Origin of the sequence: Chitinophaga polysaccharea (assembly GCF_007829335.1) — a bacterium.
Lineage (GTDB): Bacteria > Bacteroidota > Bacteroidia > Chitinophagales > Chitinophagaceae > Chitinophaga > Chitinophaga polysaccharea_B.
This window is the reverse complement of the sequence record NZ_VIWO01000006.1, coordinates 447,740-471,516: the sequence shown is the minus strand read 5'-3', so window position 1 is coordinate 471,516 and position 23,777 is coordinate 447,740. Positions and strand designations below refer to the sequence as shown.

Sequence of the window (23,777 nt, the reverse complement as noted above, 5' to 3'; positions counted from 1 at the left end):
TATTGTATCAATAAACAAGCAGCTGCTTCAAAACCTGAAGCAGCTGCCTGTTTATTGAGAAGAGATCAGCTAAAGATAACGCACATTTAAAAGGCGCTCTCTTTACGTAAAGCACATTATTGTTTTACCACTTTCATGGTCTTGCTTTGCGTGCCTTGTTGGATATTGATATAATAAATACCAGGTTTCAGATGTTGGCCAAGTTGATAAAAGGCGCCAGCATTTATCCGGGTAGAATAAACAGTGTTGCCGGCATTATTAACAATCGTAAGCAGTGCCGGGGCTTTGGAAGCAGAAGTCAACCTTACATTAAACACGTTACCGGAAGGATTTAGATATACAGAAGTGGTGAAATCCAGCGTAGGATGCGTATTTAATTTATTGTCGGCCACTACCATCGTAGCTGGACTTTGCTCAAACTTTCTTGTTGCCTGCGGCCTGGTATAATATTTTCATAGCATTTGCACAGCGCAATAAGGTAAATAACTATGCACAGACGCCCGACGGAAGCCCTGCCGCTGATAAACCGCATCCGGGAAAGAGCCGGGAACAGCACTGCCCAGTTAAAACAGTCCAATGGCAGCTTTACCTCTAATTATAAAATAGGCGTTTATCAGCCGGGCGTAAATTGTACCAGGACGCAAGACTTTGCCCGCAAGGCCCTGCGCTGGGAACGCCGGCTGGAATTTGCCATGGAGGGCAGCCGGTTTTTTGACCTCGTACGCTGGGGTATTGCAGCCGATTATCTCAATGCTTATTTTGCTGTTGAAAAAACACGCAGCGCGCATTTAAATGATGCGGCTTTTAAGAAAGGGAGAGATGAATACCTGCCGGTACCCTTAAATCAGATCAATTATAGCAAAGGCCTGTATAAACAAAATACCGGCTGGTAATAAGTAAACCGATTTCATTCATATATTCATCTTGTTATGAAAAGAAAACTATTTTCACTACTGTTGGCGGCACTGTTGCCCGGGCTGCTCCAGGCACAGGAAAGTACGGTACCCACGCCACAATGGCGTCCTGTATATCATTTTACACCCGCGAAAAACTGGACCAACGATCCTAATGGATTAATTAACCTGGATGGCGTTTATCACTTATATTACCAGCATAACCCATTCGAAAATAAATGGGGACATATGAGTTGGGGACACGCCACCAGCACCGACCTGGTGAACTGGAAGCACTTACCGGTAGCCATTCCGGAAATTGAAACGAAGGATACGACTACCTGGATATTTTCCGGATCGGCGGTATTGGATCAGCACAACAGCAGCGGCTTTGGCAAGAATGGTACGGCGCCCATAGTGGCCATTTACACTGCGGATCAGCCTAAGCAGCAAAAGGAGTCGCAGTTTATTGCTTACAGCAACGATGGAGGCCTTACCTATACAAACTACGCCAACAACCCGGTGGTAGATATCCACAAGAAAGATTTCCGGGACCCCAGCGTGATCTGGCTGGAAGACCAGCATAAATGGCTGATGACGGTGGCCGTACCTGCTGAACACAAAGTGCAGTTTTACGGTTCGGTGAACCTGAAGGATTGGCAACTGCTGAGTGAATTCGGACCACAGGGCGATGCCCGCAAGATCTGGGAATGCCCCTCACTCACACCCCTATACGTAGATGCTAACCCGGCTAAAAAGAAGTGGTTGCTGATGGTTTCGTCCGGCAACCAGGATGCGGCTACGGGTATGCAATATTTTACCGGCGACTTCGATGGTAAAACTTTTACCAACGATCATACTCCCGAAACGCAGCTCTTTGTAGACTATGGCAAAACATTTTACGCCGCTATTCCGTACAATCATCTGCCGGCTAACCGCCAGATGATGATCGGTTGGCTGATGCCTTTCGAAACGGCTACCTGGCCCTGGCGCGGACAAATGTCCATTCCCCGTGACCTGCAACTGAAAACTACGCCTGCGGGTACACGTTTATTTCAGCAACCTGCAGCAGTGCTGAATAGTTACCTGGAGAAATTGCCTGCTGTTAAAAAAAGGCAACAGCACAATGTGTCGTTGAATAGCCAAGCGCTGCCTATCAGCAATAGCCGGCAGTTCAATACCAATGCTAACTGGATAGATGCCACATTTACCCTGGGCACGGCCAGCGATTTTGGTGTAAAAGTAGCGCAGCATAGCAAAGGCAGTGGGGTAGTAGTGGGCTACAACGTGCAACGCCAGGAGCTGTATATCAACGATGGCAAAGATACCCGGCATATGTCAGTGCAGCCGGTCAATGGAAAGATTCGCCTGCAGGTATTACTCGATAAATCTTCGCTGGAAGTATTTGTAAATGATGGCGAAAAAGTGATGACTACGTTGATATTTCCCGCCAAAGATGCTACGGGATGTGCAGTATTTGCAGAAAATGGTGGGGTAAAGTTGAATACCCTGAAAGTATGGAATATGGATAAATAGAACGGGAAGAGGGTCAACACGGGGCGTTGCTGATGCGGGGAGCGCCCCGTGGTTTTATGACAATTCGCTGCCGGGTATATACACCATGGCTTTAATTCCCCGAAATCATCCTATCTTGGTGTGGGTTAACCCCCTGCTGTTTCTATAAAGGTACAAAAGGATGAAGGAGCAAATTTATAAGTTCGGAAATATAGGCATCGCCATTGTTTGGATTGTAAACGGGCTGTTTTGTAAATTGTTGAATGGGGTACCCCGCCACGGGCAAATAGTAGCACGGATTCTGGGCCCAACATACGCCTCGCCGCTTACTCATATGATTGGTTTCTTGGAAGTATTGATGGCAGTGTGGGTATTATCGGGCATCAAGTCACGATGGTGTACCTTGTCGCAAATGGTGTTGGTAGGTGTCATGAATATACTTGAATTTTTTATTGCGAGAGAGCTCTTGCTTTTTGGCCCGCTGAACATTGTCTTTGCAGCAATATTTATTATCTTATTGTATATACATGGCCATTGGCTGTCTGTAGAAAAATAAACTGGTTATGTGGTCCCTACTAAAGAATCATCCTTTTGCGGTACAGGCATTTTTTGAAAATTCGTTGGTGCTCACCTATGCGCTTCCTGCCGAAGTGCTGCAGCCGCTTGTTCCCACCCCGCTTAAATTGGAGCGGTTCCAGGATAAATGGGCCTTTGTGGCATTGGCACTGGTAAAAACAAAGGGGCTACGGCCCAAAGGATTTCCGGCTTTTATGGGCAATGATTTCATTTTAGCCGGCTACCGGATTTTTGTAAGGTATACTACCAGCGAGGGGAAAAGACTAAGAGGATTATTTATCCTGAAGACGGAAACGAATAAGAAAAAAATGCAGTACCTGGGAAATTTGTTTACCCATTATCATTACACCACTACCGATATGAAAGTGGTAACTACCGACAATTTGCTGGAGGTAACATCAGCACAATCAGGCATACAAATATCTGTGGATATTGCGCAACCCGATACAGCGCTGCCAGCCACTTCGCCGTTCGACAGCTGGAAAGAGGCCCGGCGATTTGCAGGCCCGCTGCCATTTACATTTACCTGTGAACCCGGGTCTGATAAGGTGTTGATCATTGAAGGGGTAAGAGAACATTGGACGCCACAGCCGGTGAAAATTAATCATGCGGAAGTTGGTTTTCTGCGTCAGCCTGTGTTCCGGGAGGCACGGCTGGCCAATGCTTTTCTCATCCGGCAAGTACCATACTATTGGAAGAAAGGAAAAACAGATGTATGGAAAAGATAGACAGGAAACCATTTCAGGGTGTCGTAAATATCATCCGTTTCAATTGGCACTTTTACGCCATAGCGGCGTTGTTGCTGGTATTGTTGGGTTATTTCAGTGAATACCCGTTACTGCGGGCAGCAGGCTGGCTACTTGTTGGTAGCGTGTTGTTGTCGCTTACTGCTTCCTGGTATATCTACGACAGATCAGCATTGTATAGCCTTCACTGGCTAGATGACCTGATTACATCGCCGGGTAAACAACTGCTGAATGTGCATGCAGGATTTGATGAAACCAGCTATCTGTTATCACAAAAGTACCCGGGAAGTAAACTAACAGTATTCGATTTTTATGACCCGGTTAAACATACTGAAGTCTCCATTGAACGGGCACGTAGGGTATACGCAGCTTACCCGGGCACCCAAACCATTACTACGGCTAACATACCCGTGATGACAGCATCGGCCGATATGATCCTGGTTTTTATGGCAGCCCATGAGATCCGTGATGAAGCTGAAAGGATTATTTTTTTTCGGGAGCTGCGCCGCAGTTTACAAGACCAGGGAAGGATTGTCGTGGTAGAGCATCTCAGGGATATCCGCAATTTCATGGTGTATAACCTGGGGTTCTTTCATTTTTTTTCCAGGTCAACCTGGCAGCGTACTTTTCTCGCTGCCAATCTGGACATGGCCAGTGAAATAAAAATAACCCCTTTTTTATCGGCCTTTTTATTAGAGAAAAATGGAATGGCATCTTAAAGCAACCGGCTACATACTCGTGCTGCTGGCACTGTTACACGCTTTTTTTCCAAAGTATTTTAACTGGAGAAAAGAATTTGCGCCGTTGACGCTCCTAAGCAGGCAAATCATGTATGTGCATACTTTCTTTATTGCCTTAATGGTATTGTTGATGGGAATAGGATGTATTTACGCGGCAGAAGATATTTTGCATACCCGCCTGGGGCACTTGTTGTCGTTGGGTTTGTTCATTTTCTGGATTTGTCGTTTGTTCTTCCAGTTTTTTGTTTACTCTCCTTCGTTATGGAAAGGCAAGCGTTTTGAAACCACTGTGCATATTATCTTTTCCTGTCTCTGGAGCTATTTTAGTATAGTCTTCTTTATGATTTTTATGGCTGATATCAATATTTAATCACCCGGAACGTAAGGTTAATCCGCTCTTTTACCGGTTTACTGGTCTTGGGCACCTGGTGCTGCCAATGATATTGCAATGCACCCTGCATAATGAGTAAACTGCCATGGGTTAAAGGGATCTCTATTTTTTCTTTTGTTTGAACATGCCGCAATTGAAACTTCCTGGTAGCGCCAAAATTCACGGACGCAATTACGGGATGCGGCCCCAGCTCCGGCTCTGCATCGGTATGCCAGGCAATGGAATCATTTCCATCGCGGTATAAATTCAATAACACACTGTTGAATACAACTCCTGCCAGTGGGCTGATACGTTTGTTAATATCAGTTAAATCGGCTGTCCATGGATGGGGATGGTGCGTAACGCCGGAAAAGGTATACGTGGTTCCTTTTTCTCCATACCAAGCGCTCAGCCGCGGAAAATTCACCTGTTTGCCATAGCGCTGCATCGACTCCTGCTTCCACTGGATGTGTTCTTTCAGTGAAGTAAAGAACACATCACTTTCGTCTTTAGTGAAAAAGTCAGGCTGGAAATAATAGGCGCCATCGCGAATGGTGTGTAGTCCCGGCGATGCGGGGTGATTAGCGGCATTTTCAAATAAATTTAATTGGCTCATGGTTAAAGGTAGGGAAATCGTGAGAGATGCGCGAAGTACCTGGCGAAAATAAAAAGGGAGATGCCATCGCATCTCCCTCTCAATATGCATTTATTCGTTATCGTTAGTTCGCTTCCGTATAACTTTTAAAGTTATTCAGGATCGCCTGCCAGCCATTTTTCTGCATTTCAATCGGGTGCTCTGTTTCAGGGTCAAATGTTACATCTACTTCGGTTTGGTCACCGTTCTTTTTGAAGGATACGCTTGCCTGCCGGCCATTGGGCATGGTATAAGTAAATTTTTCGCCGTCAACTACTTCATCATATACGGCTTCAAAGTCGAAGCCAAAACTTCCGTCTTTGGCTTCCATCCGGGCGGCATATTTTCCGCCTACGCGCAGATCGTTGGAGGCGGAGGGGCACTGCCAGGAAGGATCAGCAAAGTTCCACTTTGTAATGTGTTCGGGGCGATTGTAATAGTCCCATACTTTTTTGCGGTCCGCATGTACGGTGGCGGTTACAGTAACTTTGTTGCTCATTTTTTATGACTTTAAAGTGAGTAATAATTCATCAAGTTTGTTCAGGGTAGCGGTCATTCCTTGTTCCATGCCCATTTGAATAACCTGTTCCAGGTCTGCCAGCGATTTATAGGTAACGATAGTTTCTACCAGGGCATTTTCTCCTTTATCGGTAAAAGTAACTAACCATTCTGCGCGGGGGAGGGCTTCGTTGATTTCGGCTGCTTCATTACTAAAAGCATCCAGGGCGGTGTAGAAGTCAATGGCTTTGATCTTCTGGTAGGCGGTATAGCCCCAGTACTCAGTGCCGTTGGGTTCTACCATGGCATAGTGCCAGTGACCTCCTTCGCGGAAGTCCATCGATTTTGTTTTGGTGGTTAGTGGAGCAGGGGCAAACCAGCGGTCCAGTAATTCACTTTTGGTGTAGCAGTCCCATACCAATGGTCTGTCGGCCAGGAACTCACGCCGGATGGTCAGCGTATTATTCTTTTTATCTGCGATAAAGTCGAATTGCAAATTAGGTTTCATTATTTTTTCTTTTTTATAGTAGCTAAAAGTTGATCGAGTTGGTCAAAGCGGCTTTCCCAGATTTTCCTGAATTGTTCCAGCCATTTATCTATTTCTTTCATTTTATCAATTTCAAGTTGATAAAATATTTCCCGGCCCTGGTGTTCCTGTTTCACCAGTTCACATTCGGTGAGGATCTTCAGGTGCTTGGAAATAGCTTGCCGGGTAGTGTCGAAATGCTCAGCAATGGCATTGGGGGTCATGGCCTGTATGGCAATTAAAGCGATAATCGCTCTTCTCGTCGGATCGGCAATGGCCTGGAAAATATCTCTTCTCATACAGTGTCATTTCGTTTTTAGTAGATCACGAGGAGTGCCTGCCATCCTGCCACTGGTTTATTGCCTGATCATAGGCAGGTACTTTTCCCTGTTGTCGATCATTACCCAGGCAATGACGGCGATGAGCACCAATACAATAGGCAATCCTGATGGTGCCATACTGATATTGGCCAGCAAAATACCTATTAAAACCGGTAGAATAACAATAGCGCCCAGCGCCCGGGTTCTGGGGATCATTAACAGCAGGCCACCAAGTACTTCTGCAGCGCCTACCAATGGCATGAGCCAGCCTATTTCCATAAATGCCATCCCGGCTTTTACCATTTTCTCTGGCATGTCTTTAGGAATGGGCATGTAGTGAAAGAATTTATCTAACCCTGCATTCATGAACATCAGGCCTGTCAGCAGGCATAGCACAAAAAGGATCTTGTTTTTCATAATGATGTAATTATAGTAGTGAAACCAATTGGTTGCAAATATATGTGCAACTGATCAGTTTCGCAAATTTATTTGGAAGAAATTTTCGCCGACAGATTACTTTAACGAGATAAAGTATTAAAAATCAATTTTTCTATGTTTAGTATAGCAAATAGCTGTCGAAATTTTGCATAGAAAGACCTGGCATACGGTTTCCCGTAAGATCCGGCATTTTTCATCCTCTAATTTTGATCCGTAACAAGTAACAGTTAGTTATGGGTTGGTCATACCGTAAATCTTTTAGTGCCGGACCATTCAGAATAAACTTTTCAAAAAAAGGTATTAGTTACTCAATGGGAGTGAAAGGTGCACGCATTAATGTAGGGCCGGGGGGAACATACGTCAATTTAAGTACACATGGTATCAGCTATCGGCAGAAGATATCCGGTCCCGCTTCCCCCTTACCTCGTCCTGTCTATGAGGTACAACCAGTTGATACGGCTAATAATATAACTTCTGCAGCAGTAGAAGAACTGACTGATACAGATTCCCTGGCATTTATTACTGAGCTAAATCAGAAGTGTGCAAAAATTTCATATGCGAGAGTAGCGAAATTGCCGCTATTAATTATCCCTTTAATAGTACTTTTTTTTTCTTTTGGCAAACGGGATAGAATAGTGCAACCGGCGGTAGACAGTACTATTGTGATAATAAGAACATTTAATGGTGCTAATATTCGCAAAGAGCCTAATCGAAAATCCCCGGTTTTACAAACAGCAGATTATGGTCAGAAATTTGCATTGCAGGACAGCTCGAACCAACAATGGTTGAAAGTAAGACTGTCGGATTCTTCCGGCTATGTAAACCGCGAACTGGTGGAAATTAACCAGCTGTTTTCTGAAGAAGTGAGGGAAGGAGAAACGTACCTGGTAAACGAGTATCTGGGATACGAAATTGCATTGTATATGCTTTGTTTAATTCCATTTATCCGTTGGTTGAAAAAACTGGATATGCAAAGACTCAGTATTGAGTTACACTATGATATGGATGATAAATACCGGCAGGTGTACCAGCAATTCAAGACTCATTTTGTTACCTTTTCCCGGTCTTCAAGAATTTGGCAATATCTGAATGCTCAGGGTACAGCGGATTATAAGCGAAATGGAGGAGCAGGCAAGCTGATAAGAAGGGTGAGGATAGCAGGTTTATCAGAGAACAAAATGCCGGTTCCCTATTTTGTTGCCAATGTGGCTATTCCATGTATCTCACTCCATAAAATGGAATTGTATTTCTTACCTGAACGTTTGTTGATAAAACGTGGAAGTACCTTTGCTGCTGTATTTTATAAAAATTTACATATAACTGGTCTTGTCTCCAATTTTATTGAATCAGAAATGCTACCCCAGGATGCCCAGGTGGTCAGCTATACCTGGCAATATGTAAATAAAGCTGGTGGACCAGACAAACGTTTCAATCATAATCGCAGGCTTCCGGTATGCGCCTATTCAGAATATACGTTTACATCAGGCACAGGGATTTTTGAGATTATTGCTACCTCGAAACTATCTGCTATGGATGATTTTATGGATTTTATTGGCAAGATAGGTGTATTACAATCCAGGGTGGAAGGTTGTTACCAATAAAAGGGTTAGGCACGACGGAACACTCACGCACATGCCACCTGCGAAACGGTGTGAAGAAAAAGAATCCGGATACCCTCCAAAACACTAGTGTTAACTGGAGTCTGGAATGAAAATTGCGGCTTTAATTTGTCGAGCCTTTTATCGTGTTTTTTTTCCACAGTTTTAAAAATATAGACAATGAAAAAGGTGACTACAATTATTCCCACCGCTATACTGCTATTTCTTTCTTGCAGTAAAACAGAAATTGATACCCAGGCCAAATTAATGAGTGATTCAAAGCTTGCCACGACTAATTCAACAGAAATGGCTGTTCAAAACAAAACATCCGGAATTAGCAACACTATACCAGCATATTATGATTCCTCCCTTTTCAAGATCATATTTGTGGAGTTTTCAGCCCAGGCTGAGGCAAGCCAGATTGCACACAACAAGAGCCTGAATTTCATTTATCAATCCGATCCCGGGTTGCCCAACAACCAGCCTTTTATCAGCGTGATAGATGCTATACCCGGCGATGGTTTCAATCCTGTTTGGAGAGAGGTGCAGATCGTATTTAATGCGGGATTCACCCCACGTCAACTGTTCAGTGATAATGAGGTATTGGCTGCAGCTTCCGGAACCCATCCTGAAATTACACTGAACATGACAAACGAAGTTTACTGGTGTCCGGTTATAGGTCAAAAGCCGGTTACGGGTACAAAGTAGCGCTTGTTTGGGGACGATCTCTCTCAAAATTATTTGGTTGCAAAATGAAATAATGCAGCCAAATGCGGGGTTAATTATGCCTGGTTTTTCAATGGCCCACAAATAAGCTATGGAATCCAAGTTAATCGCGACGGAGATTCCAATAGCTTTGCCTCCACTTTAGTTACATCTTCTATAGGGATTCAGGCTACACATTTGGCAGTTTAGGCTAATTCTACCGGAACGGTATTCTTTTCTTCCAGGTATATATCAATACCCTCTTTATTCTGACTTGAATCAATTAAGTCAAAATACTCTAAAACCCCTGCTGGTAACAGCATCTCTACTAGTTTGCGAAAGTTCTGATCCACGTGCTTCGTTGGCTAATCTGCTGCAAAAAAACTATTTTTTACGCTATCCCCAAGTTTTCTACTTGATCCACTTGATCCCCGAAATCGACCAACTAATCGACTAAAAACAGAAAACCCGCGACTAGCGCGGGTTTCTTCGAGATTTTGCGGACCGGACGGGACTCGAACCCGCGACCTCCGCCGTGACAGGGCGGCATTCTAACCAACTGAACTACCGATCCGTTACTGAAATAAAAGGATAAAATATCCCTATCTTTCTGTATCCCAATTCGTTGTATTCCTCCGTTTTGGGATTGCAAAGATAATAACAAAGTCACCAATTAAGCAAATCTTTTTTAAAAAATATTTTCAGCATTATCTTTACACCCGATCTTTAACCAATTTAATCAAATTATGCAATTCCTGGATTTCGAGAAACCTATCGCTGACTTATATGAGCAGTTGGATAAGCTGAAGGAGAATGGTGCAAAATCTGGCGTAGATGTATCGGCTACCGTAAATGAATATGAACAAAAAATTGCGGCTACCCGTGAACATATCTATGACCATCTCACCGCCTGGCAGCGCGTACAGCTGAGCCGTCACCCAGATAGGCCCTATACTATGGCGTATATCGAAAAAATGTGCACCAACTTTACGGAACTGCATGGCGACCGGAATGTAAAAGATGATAAGGCAATGGTAGGCGGTTTCGCCGACCTCGATGGCGAAACAGTGATGTTTATCGGCCAACAGAAAGGTATCAACACCAAAATGCGCCAGCTCCGAAACTTCGGGATGGCCAACCCGGAAGGATATCGCAAAGCCCTCCGCCTGATGAAACTGGCTGAAAGATTCAATAAGCCCATCGTAACGTTGATCGATACGCCCGGCGCTTATCCCGGCCTGGAAGCCGAAGAAAGAGGTCAGGCCGAAGCCATCGCCCGCAATCTCTTTGAAATGGTAAAACTCCGCGTGCCCGTTATCTGCATTATTATCGGCGAAGGCGCCTCTGGTGGCGCTTTGGGCATCGGTATCGGCGACAGGGTATTTATGCTGGAAAACAGCTGGTACACCGTTATTTCTCCGGAAAACTGCTCCACAATCCTCTGGCGTAGCTGGAACTTTAAAGAAAAAGCCGCCGAAGAACTCAAACTTACCTCCGATTACATGAGCCAGTTCGGACTGGTAGACGGTATTGTACGGGAACCCCTCGGTGGTGCTCACGTAAATCCCGATGAAATGGCCACTATCCTGAAAAAAAGAATTAAGGAAACATTGGCAGAACTAAAGCAAATCGATCCCGATACCCGCATAGAACAACGTATCGACAAGTTCTCCCGCATGGGTTTTTACGAAGAGAAATAAAAAATATTTAGAGATCACAATAAAAATTTCGAATTTCGGCCTTCGGAATTCGAAATTTTTATTTTCCCGTAAACGCAATATGGAACAACTAAAAGGCACCGGGGTGGCATTGGTAACACCCTTTAAAGCAGATGAAAGCATAGATTGGAATGCTTTGGAAAAATTGATCAACTACGTGATCGATGGCGGCGTTAACTACGTTGTAACCCTTGGTACAACTGGTGAAACACCTACACTTTCTGCAGATGAAAAGCTGGATTTGATAAAATTCACTTTCGAAAAGGTGTCGAAGCGGGTGCCTGTAGTGGTTGGTATCGGCGACTATAATACACGGGATGTGGTAAAAAGACTGGAGAAATGCCCGCTGGACGAAGCTGCGGCCGTCCTCAGCGTAGCGCCCTACTATAGCAAACCTACCCAGGAAGGGATATACCAGCACTATAAAACAATTGCAGCGGCCTCCCCTAAGCCCATTATCTTGTATAATGTGCCTGGTCGTACCGGCCGCAATATGACCGCCGAAACCACCCTGCGCCTCGCGCATGAAGTGGAAAACATCGTGGCCATGAAGGAAGCCTCCGGCGATATGATGCAGTGTATGCAGATTATCCGCGATAAACCGAAAGATTTCCTCGTGATCAGCGGTGACGATGCCCTGGCCCTCGCACAGCTGGCCTGCGGTATGGACGGCGTTATTTCCGTGGCTGCCAACTACTTTGCCACCGATTTTTCCAGTATGGTGCATGCCGCACTGGTAAACGATTTCCCGGCAGCCCGCTCCCTCAACAACAAAATGCTGGAAGGATTTGACCTGATGTTCTCCGAAAACAACCCGGCGGGTATCAAGGCATTCCTGCACCACGACGGCATCGTCGGAAATAATTTCCGCCTCCCCATATTACCCGTTTCTGATCCGTTGTACGCAAAAATTGCAGCGTACCTGGAGCAATATAAGTAAGCAGAAGGCGAAAAGCGTAAAGCATAAAGCAAAAAAGCTATTGTAGGTCATCCCCACAATAGCTTTTTTGCTTTATGCTTTACGGCTATATAAGATACGTCACTCCTTCCTCCGCAATCTCCGTGTGCGCAAAAACAGGCCTGGATTCGTCCAGGAAAGGCTGTAATTCTGCGTATTTGGAAGAGAAATGCCCGATCAGCAGCTTCCCGGCCCCGGCCGCCGCCGCAAGGCTGGCCGCCTGCACGGAGGTGCTGTGGTAACGTTCTGCCGCCCTCTCCTGCAAATCATGCAGGTAAGTGGTTTCATGGTAAATCATATCGGCGCCCTGTAACCAGGGTAATAACCCAGTATCGTAAATAGTGTCGGCACAGTACACATAGCGTTTGCCGGCGGGTGGGGGAAGTGTCACCCAATCGTTTTTAACGATACTCCCGTCTTTTCGCTGGTAATCTGCACCATCCTGGAGCTTGGAATAATAGGCTGCCGGGATCTCGTAGGCCCTGGCCTGGTCTGGCAATAGTTTCCGCTTGCGCTTCCGCCACTCAAAGGAAAAGCCAAAGCAGGAAATCCGGTGCTGGGTAGGGAAACAACGCACCTGTAACTCCCGGTCCTCGAGAATAAGACCACTATAGCCTGGCTGCAGCGGTACAAAAGACAACTCGAACTTCAGTACCGTAGCGGAACAATCCAGCTGTAGCTGGATTATCTGCTCCAATTCTGGCGGCGCATATACACTGAGCGGCTCTGTTCGACCCATCAGGCTCAGGGTATTCAACAAACCAATTAACCCGAAATAATGATCGCCGTGCAGGTGGCTGATGAATATATACCTCAGCTTACTGCGCCGGATGCCGTATTTGGCCATCTGTATCTGGGTGCCTTCTCCGCAGTCGACCAGCAGCAACTGGTCGTTGCAGGTAACTATCTGAGCGGTGGGGTGCCGCGTCAGGGTGGGGATCGCGGAATTGTTACCTAATATTGTGACTGCAAACATTTAAATAGCTTTATCTTTCTGTGGTTAGCCGGCGCCCGGCCAAAATTTGCCTGATAGCGCCCTGGCCCTGCTTTATTCCATACCGTCCAGTAATTCCCGTTCCAGCTCCTCCATCATGATAAGGTCAATCGCTTCTGCCATGGTAGGCGCAAGATTAAGCATATCATCACCCGCCGCCTTCAGGCTGGCTGTTAAAATGTTGTTAACTCCGGTAATGGCGCAGGAAAAATGATTGTCATACATACACCGGTAGACTGTTAAAATGGCTTCTACCCCTTTCTCATCTGTTTTCTCCACCAATGCCAGATCCAGTATGAGATTACGTTCCGCCAACTCCGGCAGGGAAGTCGCCGTGTGAATGAAGTCTTCTGCCAAATTAGCATCCAGGACGGATATTTCCGGACAAAAAACGACTATTTTTTCTTTGGTATCAATTTTGAATTTCATGCGTTGGACGTTGTTTTATACTTGGTAATGGAATGTTGAACAGAGGGAACCCGCCTATAAAATATAACCGCAAGAGATCGAAACATAAACCTCCGTTTCTTCGTAGATATTTTTAAACGAACGTACCCGCATCAACGCAAAAATAATTCTTATACTATTAAAGTGTAAGTTGTTTAAGTTGAAAAAAGGAATAACTTCATTACAACACAGAACGTGATAATCTTAAATCAGAATTATTCGTTATTATTGTATAGACAAGCCCCCGTAAGGGTTTTTATAATTTAATAATCTCACAATGGACCAGAATTTTTCACCGCAAGTTAAGGAGATCATTTCGTTCAGCAGAGAGGAAGCTTTACGACTGGGAAATGACTTCATAGGTACTGAACACCTGCTGTTAGGTATTATTCGAGAAGGCGAGGGCACGGCCGTAAAGATTCTGCAGGCTTTGAACGTAGATCTGTACGAGTTACGCAAAGAAGTAGAGCTGGCTGTAAAAGATAAGACCGGAAAGAATATTGCTAACATTAATAGCCTCCCGCTTACCAGACAGGCAGAAAAAGTGATACGTGTTACTGTATTGGAAGCCAAAGCACTCAAAAGTGCTACGGTAGAAACAGAACACCTCATGCTTTCTATACTCAAGAATAAGGAAAACGTTTGTACACAAATCTTACAACAATTTGACGTGGACTACGATACTTTTAAAAACGAACTGGGCTTTGTAAAATCTGCGGACCCTAAGTCAGAATTTGACGATCCGGGCGAAGAAGAGTTTGAGGACGAAAGAAAGAGTTACGCATCCAAAGCCAAACAGACAAATACCAAATCCAAAACGCCCGTACTGGATAACTTTGGTAGAGATATTACCAAGCTGGCCGAAAGTGGCAGCTTAGATCCGATTGTTGGCCGCGAGCAGGAAATTGAAAGGGTTTCCCAGATACTTTCCCGCCGCAAAAAGAACAATCCGATTCTTATTGGTGAACCCGGTGTGGGTAAAACCGCCATTGTGGAAGGTCTTGCGCTCCGTATCGTGCAGCGTAAAGTTTCCCGCGTATTGTTCGACAAACGCGTGGTAAGCCTCGACCTCGCAGCCCTGGTGGCCGGTACTAAATACCGCGGCCAGTTTGAAGAAAGAATGAAGGCCATCATGAATGAACTCGAGAAAAACAGGGACGTTATCCTCTTCATCGATGAAATCCATACCATCGTTGGCGCAGGCGGCGCTTCTGGCTCACTCGATGCCTCCAATATCTTTAAACCAGCCCTGGCCAGGGGAGAACTCCAATGCATTGGCGCTTCTACCCTCGACGAGTACCGTATGTACATCGAAAAAGATGGCGCACTCGACCGTCGTTTCCAGAAAGTAATGGTGGAACCACCCTCCGTGGAAGAAACCATTATGATCCTGAACAATATCAAGCCGCGTTATGAAGAATACCATAATGTTAGCTATACAGACGCAGCCATTGATGCCTGTGTGAAACTGAGCGACCGCTACATGACCGACCGTCTCCTGCCCGACAAGGCAATCGACGTACTCGATGAAGTAGGTGCCCGTGTACACCTGAAAAACATCAACGTGCCGCAGAATATCCTCGACCTGGAAAAACAGATTGAAGATATTAAGCAGGAAAAGAATAAAGTGGTGAAAAGCCAACGCTTCGAAGAAGCCGCTGCGCTCCGCGATACCGAAAAGAAACTGGGCGAAGACCTGGAACGCGCGAAAGCCATGTGGGAAGAAGAAGTAAAGCACAAACGCTACCCCATCGATGAAGAAGCCATCGCAGAAGTAGTCAGCATGATGACCGGTATCCCTGTTAAAAGGATGGTACAGGCAGAAACTGAAAAGCTACGCCGCATGGGCGAAGACCTGAAAGGAGCCGTGGTGGGACAAGACGATGCCATCAGCAAAGTTACCAAAGCCATCCAGCGTAACCGCGTAGGGCTGAAAGATCCTAAAAAACCAATCGGTACCTTCATATTCCTCGGACCTACCGGGGTGGGTAAAACAGAGCTCGCCAAATCCCTGGCCCGCTACATGTTCGACTCCGATGAGGCCCTCATCCGCATCGATATGAGCGAATACATGGAAAAATTCTCTGTAAGCCGCCTCATTGGTGCGCCTCCGGGATATGTTGGTTACGAAGAAGGTGGTCAGCTGACTGAAAAGGTACGCCGTAAACCTTACTCCGTGATCCTCCTCGATGAAATCGAAAAGGCACACCCGGATATTTATAACCTCCTGTTGCAGGTACTGGATGATGGTATTCTCACCGACGGTCTCGGTCGTAAGGTGGACTTCAAAAATACCCTCATCATCATGACCTCCAATATCGGAGCCCGTCAGCTGAAAGATTTCGGTGCTGGGGTAGGGTTCACTACCAACGCAAGATCCGGTGGCGAAGAAGAAAATACTAAATCAGTGATTGAAAAAGCACTGAAACGTACCTTCTCCCCTGAGTTCCTGAACAGAATTGACGATGTCATCATCTTCAACTCCCTGGCGAAAGAACATATCTATACTATCATCGATATTACGATGAAGAGCGTGTTGAAACGCCTGAACAACCTCGGCTTCAGCCTCGAACTGACAGACGAAGCCAAAGGCTTCCTGGCTGATAAAGGCTACGACCAGCAATTCGGCGCCAGACCATTGCACAGGGCTATCCAGAAATACCTGGAAGATCCCCTGGCAGAGGAAATCCTCAACATGAATATTCATGATGGCGATATATTAGTAGCCGACCTGGACAAAGAAAATCAAAAGCTGATCTTTACGCTGCAAAACAACTCTTCCAAGAGTAAATCTGAAAAATCAGAAGCGTAAACCACGCTAAATAAATCAATAAACAACGCCCATCACAAGGTATTACAACCTTGGATGGGCGTTTTGTTTTATAACATCTTTATGTTAACACCTTTACATATTAATAGTTTTTACTAGTATTCTCCCCTCATAACAGCCTCTTCGATGCCCCTTTCTCCCAATTTAAATCAATGTCATAACACTCATTGGGTAGTTTTTGCACACGCTATGGCAAATATTTCAAACTAAAATGGTATGATCATGTCATTTTTTAAAAACATTTAATATGTCACATTTGCAGTATGTATTCTATATAACCTATATAAGTAGGTGCTTATGAAAGATAAATAAATTATGCTTTTTTAAGTATTATTTAGAACAGACAAACCGAACCGAATGGGTTTTCCTATAACCTCCGAATAACACCTTAGATTCCTTGTAATTAACCCTTCGGCATTATATCTGCCGAAGAAATTGAGTATTAATTATTTATCCTTATATCTATGCAAAAATCTTTACGCATCGCAGCTCGCGTTATGCTAATAGGTGGTGTAAGTCTTATCGCTACCCAGGTACATGCACAGTTGAAAGTAGGTAAAAATCCTACCTCTATCCAGAAATCAGCAATCCTTGAACTGGAATCAGACAAACAGGGTTTACTGTTACCACGTGTGGCCGACACCACGCTGATGACAGCCCTGAATCCACCCGACGGTATGATCATCTACTGGACAGCAACCGGGGTGGAAGGATTTTATGTAAGGCACAATTACAAGTGGGAAAGGATGGCCACCAAAGCCTCCTCCTGGGATTTGCTAGGTAACTTTATTACAGATGCTACCACACAGTTCGTCGGAAGCACCAACAACGTACCCTTCGTTCTGAGAGGTAACAATAAAGAAGGACTCCGTATCGACGACGGTAATGTAATCGTGAAAAATGATCTCACACTCAGTGGTATCACTGCCGGCGCCAACACCCTGATGGACGCGGTGATCGTGGACCCAACCGGTAAAATATACAAACGTACCCTCACCGCTGCAGCCTTCTCCAATTTCATGATCAACGGCAAAGCAGAGCTGGATCAGAAGATCAACACCGATAATGCTGCTGGCGATTATAAATTTACTACCACTACAACCGGCACCACGACTACACACCAGCTCAGCATCGCTACCCAAACAGGTGGAACAACCGGGCCAGCAGTAGGGTTGCTTACCAGAGACGATTGGAACACATTTAATACTGCTGCCAAGAAAGCTCTGCAGGTAGCCAACTTTATCGATGCCGCAGATGCGAAAGGCTTAACAATAGGTACAGATGGAACTCTCGCCAACAATCCCACTATCGCATTAAATGCAGCCACAGAATTCACGCCTGGTGGTGTGAACATTGGCGCACAAACTTTTGGCGGTGCTAAAACATTCGCCGGAAAAATTACCGGTAAAAACGGACTCGATGTAACAGCTGGTGGCGCCAACATCACCGGCGTAACAAATATTACCGGCGCCACCAATATTACCGGTCTTACTACCATCACCGGTAATACCGAAGCAGGTGGAAACCTCCATGTAACCGGTACTTCCACACTCGACAACAAATTAACCATCACCACTGGTGGTGCAGATGTAACCGGTAACACCGGCATCACCGGCGACTTACATGTAACTGGTAAATCAGCGCTCGATAATACCGTTACACTCGGTAGCACTGCCGCAGGAACTACATCCGACCATAAAGTATTATTGCTCAATGCCAGCAAGGAAATCATCACCAGGGACCTGCCGGAATCAGCATTCACCGACGTGACCTTTGCGTCAGATCACACCGGTACGGATCTGAAAGTGGTAAAAGACGCCACCACCAATAAAGTAACGGTGAGCATCCCACAAGCCGATCCATCTGTTGCAGGCGGTTTGGTAAGTAATGTATCCCAGTCTTTCGCGGGCGATAAGAGATATGCTGACAATGTATCTGTGCAGAAATATGTAAAAATTGGTGATACTACCGCTCTCGCCAATTCTACCTTGCAGGTAGCGGGCTCCGTATCTATGGCCATTAAGGAAATCGCATCCGGTCCATATACTGTTGATGCCACCGATTATACCGTAGTCGTAAAAAGTGGTAGCGCTGTTACTGTTAACCTGCCTACCGCTGCAGGCTCCAAAGGCCGCATCTATACCATCAAGAAAGCCGCATTTGATGCTACTAACAATCTTACTAATACGGTAACCGTGAAAGCCCAGGCCGGACAGTTTATTGAAGATGGCAACTCCATCGACATCTACAACGACTGGACTTTTATCACCGTGCAATCAAACGGTACCGATACCTGGTATATTATTAAGAAATAAGGTTGAACTGTATTTGAAACGGCTACGTATAACCGTAGCCGTTTCTTCCCCCTTTTTCGTGCTTATTTAAATGATGATGTATGAAGCTGCAAGGGCTTGTAAAAGTATGTGCTGTAATGCTGTTTTGTTTGGGCAATCAGCGTTTGCTGGCACAACAGTTAAAACTGGGTACTAATCCCACCCTGCTGGATAAAAATGCGTTGCTGGAGCTTAACAGTGACAAACAAGGATTTTTACTTCCCCGTGTTATAAAAACACAAATCCTTTCCGGCGGAGCCTTATATGGCGCCTCCGAGGGTATGCTGGTATATATAACAGATGACAAAGCACTATATCTTAAGAAAACAACCGGTTGGGAAAAAATAGACTTTTCCATCCTGACGGCCGGCACCGGTATCAGCATTACGGGAAATACGATCAGCAATGACGGCGTACTCAGCTTCAATAGCCGTAAAGGCGTTGTAGTTCCGGCTAATGGCGATTATAACCTTAGCCAGATGGGAGATGTGACCATTACCTCACCCGCCGACAAACAAATATTGCAATACCAGGGTGCTACCAGTAAATGGATTAATATTAACTCCCCCTTTGTAGACCCTTCAAGAAAATTGATGTTACAGGCGGGCACTGGAATTAGCAGTGTTGCTGCCTCCCCTGTAGGTTCTGACTTATCGGCCGACAGAACCTGGACGATTAACGCAGATAATACCAATGCAATCTGGAACGCTAATCAAATTCAGGGGAAAAGCATATTAACTACTGCGCCCAATGAGGGCGACCTCCTTACCTTTACTGGTGGTAACTGGACTCCCAAAGCAGCTCCTGCCGGAGGTGTAACCTCGGTCGGATTATCCTTGCCATCTATATTTAATGTTACCATACCTTCAGTTACCTCGGCTGGAACCTTAACGGCTACACTGAATACACAAAATGCAAATCTTGTTTTTGCCGGTCCTGCTATGGCTCCGGCGGCAGTACCTACTTTCCGTGCGCTGGTTGCTGCAGATTTACCTACTAACTCCACCGCCTATATTCAAAATACTACTACTACACAGACTGCTTCCAATTTTAATATATCGGGAAATGGCGTCATCGGCGGTACATTGACTGTAAAAGGATTGACACCTGGGTCCATTCCTTATGTAGGAACAGGCGATGTGATCTCGGAAAATAATGCACAGTTATTTTGGGACGGTACTAAATCATTATTGGGAATAGGTACTAACACTCCCGTGAATAAAGTAGAAATCGCGGGACCTCCGTCAACAACAGCACCTTTTTCCACCAGTACTTCTGGCCTTCGGTTAACAAACCTGGCAACAGCCACCCCGACGTCAGCAACTTCTAAAGTGCTTTCTATCAATAGTTTCGGTGATGTTATTTTAACAGACAACCCTGCAACCACTAATTGGTTAACGGGAGGTAATGCCGCTACCAGCACGCAGTTCCTGGGAACAACGAACGCTGTTGATATGGTGGTGAAATATAATAACAAAGAACTTTTCAGAGGATCAAGAGGTCAAACCGCTGCAGAAAGCGGTGGATCAGATTTTTCTGCCTATACCTTAACCCTCATGAATGGTGCTACAAAATTTAATGGTCACCCATTGATTATACGTGCAAATGGTAATGATGTATTGGCATTTGAAGATGCATCAGGCACGCCCAAATGGCACTGGAATATACTGGGGGGCGGATTAAATTTTGTGGAAACCAATGTAAAGGACTACCGCTTGTTTTTGCAGAACGGCGGAAATGTAGGAGTGGGGACAAATACGCCGGCTGCCTTGTTGGACGTGGCAGGTACGGCTAAGATAGGAACCGGCGGAACGGTATTAAATGGTGTATATAGAGCGGTAAATGTTAATGCTGTAACTACGAGTATCCCTAATAGTACTTCAGTAACTACTGCAGTAACATTTACGGTCACAGGCATAGACGGAACATTGGGTGGGAATGTTATTATAAATCCAAGATTTGATTTTCCATTTAATCTTCGGTTAATCTCGTCACGAGTGAGTGCCGATGATACCGTGACAGCGATTTTTGTTAATACAACTGGCAGCGCATACTCTTTGACCGGAACAGGTAAACGCTTCGATATTACTGTTATCCAATAAAAAATGTTGTTGAAGAAGCTATTTATCATATCGGCTCTTTTATTGTTGGTGGGAAACAGTTCCGCCCAACAAGGCGTATACATTCCTACCGGCGCCACCGTGTGGCTCTCCGGTAATACCAACGTGGGCATCTTCTCCGATATGACCAACAACGGCAGTCTTGGCTCCAATCCTAACAGTTTTTTTTATTTCCTCAGCAAACTATGGACTAACGGCAACGGGGCTACGTTGCCTGATGAAAGCGCCGATGGTAGTTCAGGCACCGGCGGTACTTTTGTCTTCTCCAATATAACACAGCAAAAGATTTTCGGCGGCTATAGCTTTATTACCAAAGCCGGGCCCAGCTTTCCTAACCTGCAACTGAACAATATATCCGGCTTGTTGCTGGATGACCTGAGTGACCTGAAAATCAGGAATAATCTCCATTTCGCCAGCGGGCATATTTATCTCAATGGATGGAATTTGCAGGTCGGCGATAAATCGCCTGGTACTATTACAGGTTACAGCGACAAACAGTATGTAGTTACTGGCAGCGGTATTGCGGGCGGCTTACTCTATCGTGCCGCCATCAACAATGCCGCGGGTAAAGTGGTGTTTCCGATAGGCACCGATGAATACAGCTATGCTCCCGCAGCGGTGTTGATCACCGGCGCCAAAGATATGATAGGCGCGCGGGTATATGATAGCGTATTTACAGTAGCGGCGGGCGGTGCAGCGTATAGAGACAGTTTTGTAAACAAAACCTGGAACATACGCCGGGAAGATAATAGTGGGGGAGAAGTGGATGTTATCCTGCAACATATGGATGCGAGCGAATTGCCTGCATACGCCTCTTCCCGCGACAGTAGCTTTATTACCCGCTTTGTTGCTGGCGTATGGGATCAGTTACCGGTTATTTCCAATAAACCTTTGGCAGGTACATTAACTACCAGTCCTATGTTGGCCCCTGCTACGATGCACCTGCGGCATTTTGACGCGCTGGGGTCCAGCGAATTTTTTGCTAAAACGGCCCTGATAGGTAGTGTGAAGCCAGTTACCTTCCTCAACTTTGAGGCCTTCAGGATTGCGCCGGTAATGGTGCAGCTGGACTGGACCACCCTCCGGGAAGTACGCAATATGGCCTTTGAGGTGGAACGCCGTTATGAAAGAGAAGAAGCTTTCCAAAAAATCGGCGTGGTGCTCACGAAGGCAGTCAATGGAAATAGCAGCGTGCCGCTCAGCTATACCTGGCATGATCCTAACGACTACGACGATTGGACCTATTATCGCATAAAGGCAATAGGCCTGAATGGTAAGGTAGTGTATTCTGAAGTACGCGCGGTGCCGCCGTTCGTACAAATCAATGTATTCCCGAATCCGAACAATGGTACGTTTAAGGTGCAGCTTCGTGGCATCCGGGGAGCTATGCTGCTGCAGATGCACGATGTATGGAGCCAGGTAATGCGTCAGTATGAAGTGAAGTCCGATATGGATATCGATATCAGGGATCTGCCTTCCGGCGTCTACTTCCTGGTCATTTATAATAAAGACACCATGAAGTTAGCCTACACCTGTAAAGTAATTGTAGCCCGGTAACCATTCTATCTGGGTATCTCATACTGGCAGCTATGTCAAAATGGGGTACCCAAATGTTATTGGTTTGCTATTCTCAGAGATTTCCCTCAATTTTGTAGCGTTCTTCCCTATTAACAGGTTCTTATTTAAATAGATAGTTTTGAAAAAAATAATCATCACGATAGATGGCTACTCATCATGTGGCAAAAGTACATTAGCTAAGCAGTTGGCTAAAAAACTGGGCTATACCTATATTGATAGCGGCGCTATGTATCGTGCAGTGACCCTTTATTTTATTCAAAACCGTATCGACTGGCTTTCCCACGAAGCGGTGGCGGCAGCCCTTAAAGATATCCACCTGGATTTTGTGATCAATTCGCTTACCGGTTTAGGCGAAATGTACCTGAACAATGAAAATGTAGAACACCTGATCCGGGAAATGGTGGTGGCCGAAAAAGTGAGCGAAGTAGCAGCTGTAAAGGAAGTACGCGATTTTGCAGTAGCCCAGCAAAAGAAAATGGGCGCCCGCAAAGGTATTGTGATGGATGGCCGCGATATTGGTACTGTAGTATTCCCGCACGGCGAACTCAAAATTTTCATGACAGCTGAGATCGAAATCCGTGTTCAGCGCAGGTTTAAAGAGTTATACGAGAAAAATAAACATATTACCCTGGAAGAAGTAAAACAAAACCTCGAACTCAGGGACTATATCGATGCCAACCGTGAAATTAGCCCGCTTCGTAAGGCAGAAGATGCTATCATCTTGGATAACAGCCACTTAAACCTCGAAGATCAACTCGATTTAGTGATGCAGTGGGTAGAAGATGCTATCATGGCGCACTCCTGACAAAATATTATTTTCTTTTATTAAAACTCTTTTATACATTTGTTGTATGGCGCAGTATCGCCAGCATCCCAATAATTTTTTTCCACATCCTCCCGAATTTCCAATAGTTTTTATTTGCATGCCCGGCAAGTGTCTTTTTAAGATGCTATGTGCATAACCAACCTTATCCTCCCTGAGAAATGCTGCTTAGGTAATTTTTGAATGGAATCAGTCGTGCTATTGACGCGTGTTGTTGTGAACTGAATAAGACAAATTGAAATAGTGCGTAAGACGCGTTATTATATATCGTACCCGGGGAAAGTCTTATCCTAGCTATATCCACAAGGAGCCTTTGCTATTAACCGACTAGCTGATAGCGTATATTATAAAAATCCGGTTTGTGGCAGCGTAGGTGCTGCATACAAACATTAAAGTTAATGTGGGATGGCGTGGCTT

23 protein-coding genes and 1 tRNA gene are annotated in these 23,777 nt (G+C 45.3%); 15 read left to right on the top strand and 9 right to left on the bottom strand.

What is annotated here, in order from left to right; all coding sequences use genetic code 11:
- Positions 1 to 116 precede the first annotated feature (116 nt).
- Positions 117 to 398, bottom strand: a complete 282-nt coding sequence (locus tag FHW36_RS21355) for a T9SS type A sorting domain-containing protein (RefSeq protein WP_145671639.1) — start codon at positions 396 to 398, stop codon at positions 117 to 119.
- 90 nt (positions 399 to 488) lie between these two features.
- Between FHW36_RS21355 and FHW36_RS21350 the strand changes: the two genes are divergently transcribed.
- The 6 genes from FHW36_RS21350 to FHW36_RS21325 all read left to right on the top strand — a co-directional run bounded on the left by FHW36_RS21350 (position 489) and on the right by FHW36_RS21325 (position 4,840).
- Positions 489 to 893 (top strand): RagB/SusD family nutrient uptake outer membrane protein, encoded by a 405-nt coding sequence (locus tag FHW36_RS21350; RefSeq protein WP_145671635.1) that lies wholly within the window; start codon positions 489 to 491, stop codon positions 891 to 893.
- A gap of 36 nt (positions 894 to 929) precedes the next feature.
- A complete protein-coding gene (locus tag FHW36_RS21345) occupies positions 930 to 2,429 on the top strand; it encodes a glycoside hydrolase family 32 protein (protein WP_145671633.1) in 1,500 nt (499 codons plus the stop codon).
- A gap of 160 nt (positions 2,430 to 2,589) precedes the next feature.
- Positions 2,590 to 2,964 carry a DoxX-like family protein gene (locus tag FHW36_RS21340; RefSeq protein WP_145671631.1) on the top strand — a complete coding sequence of 125 codons (375 nt, stop codon included), beginning with the start codon at positions 2,590 to 2,592 and terminating at the stop codon, positions 2,962 to 2,964.
- Positions 2,965 to 2,971: 7 nt separating this feature from the next.
- Positions 2,972 to 3,712, top strand: coding sequence for a DUF2071 domain-containing protein (locus FHW36_RS21335; protein ID WP_145671630.1), 741 nt, complete (start codon positions 2,972 to 2,974; stop codon positions 3,710 to 3,712).
- Complete coding sequence (locus FHW36_RS21330; RefSeq protein ID WP_145671628.1) at positions 3,700 to 4,449, top strand: class I SAM-dependent methyltransferase; 750 nt, start codon at positions 3,700 to 3,702, stop codon at positions 4,447 to 4,449. Before FHW36_RS21335 ends, FHW36_RS21330 begins: the two co-directional genes overlap by 13 nt.
- Positions 4,433 to 4,840 (top strand): hypothetical protein, encoded by a 408-nt coding sequence (locus FHW36_RS21325; protein WP_145671626.1) that lies wholly within the window; start codon positions 4,433 to 4,435, stop codon positions 4,838 to 4,840. The genes FHW36_RS21330 and FHW36_RS21325 overlap by 17 nt, the downstream gene beginning before the upstream one ends.
- Here the strand turns inward: FHW36_RS21325 and FHW36_RS21320 are convergent.
- The 5 genes from FHW36_RS21320 to FHW36_RS21300 form a co-directional block, all read right to left on the bottom strand.
- Positions 4,830 to 5,456 (bottom strand): alpha-ketoglutarate-dependent dioxygenase AlkB family protein, encoded by a 627-nt coding sequence (locus FHW36_RS21320; protein WP_145671624.1) that lies wholly within the window; start codon positions 5,454 to 5,456, stop codon positions 4,830 to 4,832. The genes FHW36_RS21325 and FHW36_RS21320 overlap by 11 nt on opposite strands.
- Before the next feature lie 103 nt (positions 5,457 to 5,559).
- Positions 5,560 to 5,973 (bottom strand): SRPBCC family protein, encoded by a 414-nt coding sequence (locus FHW36_RS21315; protein WP_145671622.1) that lies wholly within the window; start codon positions 5,971 to 5,973, stop codon positions 5,560 to 5,562.
- Between the two features lie 3 nt (positions 5,974 to 5,976).
- Positions 5,977 to 6,480, bottom strand: a complete 504-nt coding sequence (locus FHW36_RS21310) for an SRPBCC family protein (RefSeq protein ID WP_145671620.1) — start codon at positions 6,478 to 6,480, stop codon at positions 5,977 to 5,979.
- Positions 6,480 to 6,797: an ArsR/SmtB family transcription factor gene (locus FHW36_RS21305; RefSeq protein ID WP_145671618.1), complete on the bottom strand. Its 318-nt coding sequence runs from the start codon at positions 6,795 to 6,797 to the stop codon at positions 6,480 to 6,482. The genes FHW36_RS21310 and FHW36_RS21305 overlap by 1 nt, the downstream gene beginning before the upstream one ends.
- A 57-nt stretch (positions 6,798 to 6,854) precedes the next feature.
- Entirely contained in the window at positions 6,855 to 7,235 is a 381-nt protein-coding gene (locus FHW36_RS21300) for a DoxX family membrane protein (RefSeq protein ID WP_145671616.1), read from the bottom strand.
- A 254-nt stretch (positions 7,236 to 7,489) separates the two neighbouring features.
- Between FHW36_RS21300 and FHW36_RS21295 the strand changes: the two genes are divergently transcribed.
- The gene (locus FHW36_RS21295) at positions 7,490 to 8,857 is read left to right on the top strand and encodes a DUF4236 domain-containing protein (RefSeq protein WP_145671614.1); all 1,368 of its coding nucleotides are present in this window, start codon (positions 7,490 to 7,492) and stop codon (positions 8,855 to 8,857) included.
- 177 nt (positions 8,858 to 9,034) lie between these two features.
- A complete protein-coding gene (locus FHW36_RS21290) occupies positions 9,035 to 9,562 on the top strand; it encodes a hypothetical protein (RefSeq protein ID WP_145671613.1) in 528 nt (175 codons plus the stop codon).
- Between the two features lie 497 nt (positions 9,563 to 10,059).
- Here the strand turns inward: FHW36_RS21290 and FHW36_RS21285 are convergent.
- A tRNA-Asp gene (locus FHW36_RS21285) sits at positions 10,060 to 10,133 on the bottom strand.
- 172 nt (positions 10,134 to 10,305) lie between these two features.
- Between FHW36_RS21285 and FHW36_RS21280 the strand changes: the two genes are divergently transcribed.
- On the top strand, positions 10,306 to 11,259 hold the full coding sequence (locus tag FHW36_RS21280; protein WP_186452553.1) for an acetyl-CoA carboxylase carboxyltransferase subunit alpha: 954 nt from the start codon (positions 10,306 to 10,308) through the stop codon (positions 11,257 to 11,259).
- Positions 11,260 to 11,338: 79 nt separating this feature from the next.
- Entirely contained in the window at positions 11,339 to 12,217 is an 879-nt protein-coding gene (gene dapA / locus FHW36_RS21275) for a 4-hydroxy-tetrahydrodipicolinate synthase (protein WP_145671608.1), read from the top strand.
- A gap of 85 nt (positions 12,218 to 12,302) precedes the next feature.
- Here dapA and FHW36_RS21270 read toward each other — a convergent pair whose 3' ends face one another.
- A complete protein-coding gene (locus tag FHW36_RS21270) occupies positions 12,303 to 13,211 on the bottom strand; it encodes a ribonuclease Z (RefSeq protein WP_145671606.1) in 909 nt (302 codons plus the stop codon).
- A gap of 72 nt (positions 13,212 to 13,283) precedes the next feature.
- On the bottom strand, positions 13,284 to 13,658 hold the full coding sequence (locus tag FHW36_RS21265) for an anti-anti-sigma factor (protein WP_145671600.1): 375 nt from the start codon (positions 13,656 to 13,658) through the stop codon (positions 13,284 to 13,286).
- A 295-nt stretch (positions 13,659 to 13,953) separates the two neighbouring features.
- Between FHW36_RS21265 and FHW36_RS21260 the strand changes: the two genes are divergently transcribed.
- The 5 genes from FHW36_RS21260 (at position 13,954) to cmk (ending at position 23,342) form a co-directional block, all read left to right on the top strand.
- Complete coding sequence (locus FHW36_RS21260; protein WP_145671596.1) at positions 13,954 to 16,488, top strand: ATP-dependent Clp protease ATP-binding subunit; 2,535 nt, start codon at positions 13,954 to 13,956, stop codon at positions 16,486 to 16,488.
- A gap of 482 nt (positions 16,489 to 16,970) precedes the next feature.
- Positions 16,971 to 18,821: a hypothetical protein gene (locus FHW36_RS21255; RefSeq protein WP_145671594.1), complete on the top strand. Its 1,851-nt coding sequence runs from the start codon at positions 16,971 to 16,973 to the stop codon at positions 18,819 to 18,821.
- An 80-nt stretch (positions 18,822 to 18,901) separates the two neighbouring features.
- Complete coding sequence (locus tag FHW36_RS21250) at positions 18,902 to 20,941, top strand: autotransporter outer membrane beta-barrel domain-containing protein (protein WP_145671591.1); 2,040 nt, start codon at positions 18,902 to 18,904, stop codon at positions 20,939 to 20,941.
- Between the two features lie 9 nt (positions 20,942 to 20,950).
- The gene (locus tag FHW36_RS21245) at positions 20,951 to 22,516 is read left to right on the top strand and encodes a T9SS type A sorting domain-containing protein (protein WP_186452552.1); all 1,566 of its coding nucleotides are present in this window, start codon (positions 20,951 to 20,953) and stop codon (positions 22,514 to 22,516) included.
- 139 nt (positions 22,517 to 22,655) lie between these two features.
- Positions 22,656 to 23,342: a (d)CMP kinase gene (gene cmk, locus FHW36_RS21240; RefSeq protein WP_145671588.1), complete on the top strand. Its 687-nt coding sequence runs from the start codon at positions 22,656 to 22,658 to the stop codon at positions 23,340 to 23,342.
- The last annotated feature ends 435 nt before the right edge of the window (positions 23,343 to 23,777 follow it).

Coding starts and splice junctions, on each gene's coding strand:
- FHW36_RS21355 (WP_145671639.1), bottom strand. CDS start 398: ATGGTAGTGGCCGACAATAAATTAAATACGCATCCTACGCTGGATTTC.
- FHW36_RS21350 (WP_145671635.1), top strand. CDS start 489: ATGCACAGACGCCCGACGGAAGCCCTGCCGCTGATAAACCGCATCCGG.
- FHW36_RS21345 (WP_145671633.1), top strand. CDS start 930: ATGAAAAGAAAACTATTTTCACTACTGTTGGCGGCACTGTTGCCCGGG.
- FHW36_RS21340 (WP_145671631.1), top strand. CDS start 2,590: ATGAAGGAGCAAATTTATAAGTTCGGAAATATAGGCATCGCCATTGTT.
- FHW36_RS21335 (WP_145671630.1), top strand. CDS start 2,972: ATGTGGTCCCTACTAAAGAATCATCCTTTTGCGGTACAGGCATTTTTT.
- FHW36_RS21330 (WP_145671628.1), top strand. CDS start 3,700: ATGGAAAAGATAGACAGGAAACCATTTCAGGGTGTCGTAAATATCATC.
- FHW36_RS21325 (WP_145671626.1), top strand. CDS start 4,433: ATGGAATGGCATCTTAAAGCAACCGGCTACATACTCGTGCTGCTGGCA.
- FHW36_RS21320 (WP_145671624.1), bottom strand. CDS start 5,456: ATGAGCCAATTAAATTTATTTGAAAATGCCGCTAATCACCCCGCATCG.
- FHW36_RS21315 (WP_145671622.1), bottom strand. CDS start 5,973: ATGAGCAACAAAGTTACTGTAACCGCCACCGTACATGCGGACCGCAAA.
- FHW36_RS21310 (WP_145671620.1), bottom strand. CDS start 6,480: ATGAAACCTAATTTGCAATTCGACTTTATCGCAGATAAAAAGAATAAT.
- FHW36_RS21305 (WP_145671618.1), bottom strand. CDS start 6,797: ATGAGAAGAGATATTTTCCAGGCCATTGCCGATCCGACGAGAAGAGCG.
- FHW36_RS21300 (WP_145671616.1), bottom strand. CDS start 7,235: ATGAAAAACAAGATCCTTTTTGTGCTATGCCTGCTGACAGGCCTGATG.
- FHW36_RS21295 (WP_145671614.1), top strand. CDS start 7,490: ATGGGTTGGTCATACCGTAAATCTTTTAGTGCCGGACCATTCAGAATA.
- FHW36_RS21290 (WP_145671613.1), top strand. CDS start 9,035: ATGAAAAAGGTGACTACAATTATTCCCACCGCTATACTGCTATTTCTT.
- FHW36_RS21280 (WP_186452553.1), top strand. CDS start 10,306: ATGCAATTCCTGGATTTCGAGAAACCTATCGCTGACTTATATGAGCAG.
- dapA (WP_145671608.1), top strand. CDS start 11,339: ATGGAACAACTAAAAGGCACCGGGGTGGCATTGGTAACACCCTTTAAA.
- FHW36_RS21270 (WP_145671606.1), bottom strand. CDS start 13,211: ATGTTTGCAGTCACAATATTAGGTAACAATTCCGCGATCCCCACCCTG.
- FHW36_RS21265 (WP_145671600.1), bottom strand. CDS start 13,658: ATGAAATTCAAAATTGATACCAAAGAAAAAATAGTCGTTTTTTGTCCG.
- FHW36_RS21260 (WP_145671596.1), top strand. CDS start 13,954: ATGGACCAGAATTTTTCACCGCAAGTTAAGGAGATCATTTCGTTCAGC.
- FHW36_RS21255 (WP_145671594.1), top strand. CDS start 16,971: ATGCAAAAATCTTTACGCATCGCAGCTCGCGTTATGCTAATAGGTGGT.
- FHW36_RS21250 (WP_145671591.1), top strand. CDS start 18,902: ATGAAGCTGCAAGGGCTTGTAAAAGTATGTGCTGTAATGCTGTTTTGT.